The sequence below is a fragment of the Peribacillus sp. P4_D6 genome (genome assembly GCF_056401795.1).
This window is the reverse complement of the sequence record NZ_JBFUIQ010000277.1, coordinates 1-2324: the sequence shown is the minus strand read 5'-3', so window position 1 is coordinate 2324 and position 2324 is coordinate 1. Positions and strand designations below refer to the sequence as shown.

Here is a 2324-nt window from a genome sequence, read left to right as displayed (position 1 = left end):
ACCTTCTTCGGGCATGTATGGGTATTGGATGGATTTCATATTTTTAGTGGTGATTGCCATTTCAACGTGCCTAATCAAGGTCCGTTCATCCGAAATGGAAGCAACCTTCGGCTCGAAATCACATTTTAATAAGAAAACGAATGGTTCATCAAGATATTTCGTTAATTTTGCCGATGCAATTATGAAGACACCGCCACGGACGGCACTTGTATCAATATAAGACCGCGTGAATTGTTCGTTTTCCTCTTGGAATTCCTGTTTTGTTTTTGCATATCGAACACGGTTAAATACATTGTAATTAGGGTTGGAATCAAGTGCATGTCCTTCTTCGACAATAAAAGAACCAATCTTCGTCGGTATTTGTTCAGTTTTTGGATGACGGTCGACTTTCCGTTTGGAAATCTTCATCAATTCCCCATCCAAAAAATCCTTTAGAGGACTTTCTTCGTATTCTTCAGTATCAAGAGTTTGGAAATGTTTAAAACGCTTATCAGCCTGATCGCCTTTTCCTTCGACTTGGATTAAATAAAAAGACAGATAGGTAATTGCAAAATCCATGAATGTCACCTTCTTCAATTATTAAGCATAATTCCCGTACTTTTTTTAAGACTTAATAAGTATAGTGATGTACTTTGATTCCGTCAAACTATTGGTGCATGAATGATCAGAATAATATTGGAGTATTATTTCATAATAATACATATACAAAAATAACGAATGATCCAATATTGGATTAAAAATTAGAACTTTTACAAGAAAAAATTAATCGAAATACTCTAATAGCTTACTTAATTGATATTAAAATAATGAATTGTTCATCCTTATTTGTTAAATATTGATATTTCTGTTGAATAATAAGGGTTCCCTTCCAAATAAAATTCAAAAAACAGAATTTTACAATAATAAATCATTGACGAAGGAAGGGGTAATACGTATAATTTGAAAGTCAGACTATTCAGGAATTGTAGAAATTTGTCGAAATTTCTTCGATATAAATGGTAAGTGAATTTATTTGTCTGTAGTTTTCAGAATAGTTTATAAAATTTACGGAGGAAAGAACATGAGTATTTTTAGGAAGAAGTCCATTGAGGACTTGTTGAAAAACGCAGGTTCCGGCGGTAAGGGATTGAAACGGGAACTAGGAGCTTGGGATTTAACGATGCTAGGAATCGGAGCGATTATTGGGACAGGCATATTTGTATTAACAGGTACTGGTGCAGTGAATGCTGGTCCTGCACTTTCATTGTCTTTCGTCATTGCCGGGCTTGCCTGTTTATTCGCTGCACTTTCTTATGCAGAATTTGCAGCTTCCGTGCCGGTATCCGGTTCGACTTATACGTATGCTTATGCAACTTTAGGTGAATTCGCCGCTTGGATAATCGGATGGGATTTAATTCTTGAATACTTATTGGCTGTTAGTGCCGTATCGGCTGGGTGGTCGGGCTATTTCCAATCATTTTTAAGTGGATTCGGAATTAACTTTCCAGAGAAATTGACGGCGGCACCGGGTTCGGTCGAAGGTGTCACGACTTATATGAACTTGCCGGCCTTTTTGATCGTCATGGCGATAACCTTTTTGATTTCCATAGGTACGAAACAAACGACTAGAATCAATAATATCATGGTCGTTATTAAAGTGTTGGTAGTGTTGTTGTTCATCGTTTCTTCTATTTATTATGTGAAACCGGAAAACTGGCAGCCTTTCATGCCATTTGGTATCGATGGAGTATTTTCAACTGCCGCCTTAATGTTCTTTGCTTTCATCGGCTTTGATGCAGTTGCATCTGCGGCTGAAGAAACAAGAAATCCAGGTAGGAATTTACCACGGGGAATCCTCGGTTCATTAGTCATTTGTGTAGTGCTTTATATGGCGGTAAGTTTGATCATGACTGGTGTGGTACCGTATGCACAATTCAGCCAGGCTCTTGATCACCCGATTTCTTTGGTCTTGCAAAGCGCAGGACAAAATTGGGTTGCAGGTATCATCGATCTAGGTGCCTTCCTCGGAATGACAACGGTGATTTTGGTAATGTTGTATGGCCAAACGCGAATTATGTTTGCAATGTCACGTGATGGGCTGATGCCAAAATCCTTATCAAAACTTCATAAAAAATATAAAACACCTTATGCAGCTTCATGGATATTTGGTATGATAGCGGCCCTATTGGGAGCATTCATACCTCTTGGTGAATTGGCAGAGTTGGTCAACATTGGAACATTGACTGCTTTTACGATGATTTCCGTAGCGGTTATCGTTTTACGTAAAACAAGACCGGATATGAAACGAGCTTTTTATTGTCCGGCAGTACCGCTTGTTCCTGGCC

General features: G+C 38.3%; 2 protein-coding genes. One reads left to right on the top strand and one right to left on the bottom strand.

Going from position 1 to position 2324, the window contains the following annotated elements:
• Window positions 1–558 (bottom strand): DUF3900 domain-containing protein (locus AC1DVB_RS26705; RefSeq protein ID WP_477591826.1); only part of this gene is annotated, 558 nt, incomplete at its 3' end.
• 502 nt (window positions 559–1060) lie between these two features.
• Here AC1DVB_RS26705 and AC1DVB_RS26700 point away from each other — a divergent pair.
• The coding region (locus AC1DVB_RS26700; protein WP_477591824.1) for an amino acid permease at window positions 1061–2324 on the top strand (1264 nt) is incomplete at its 3' end.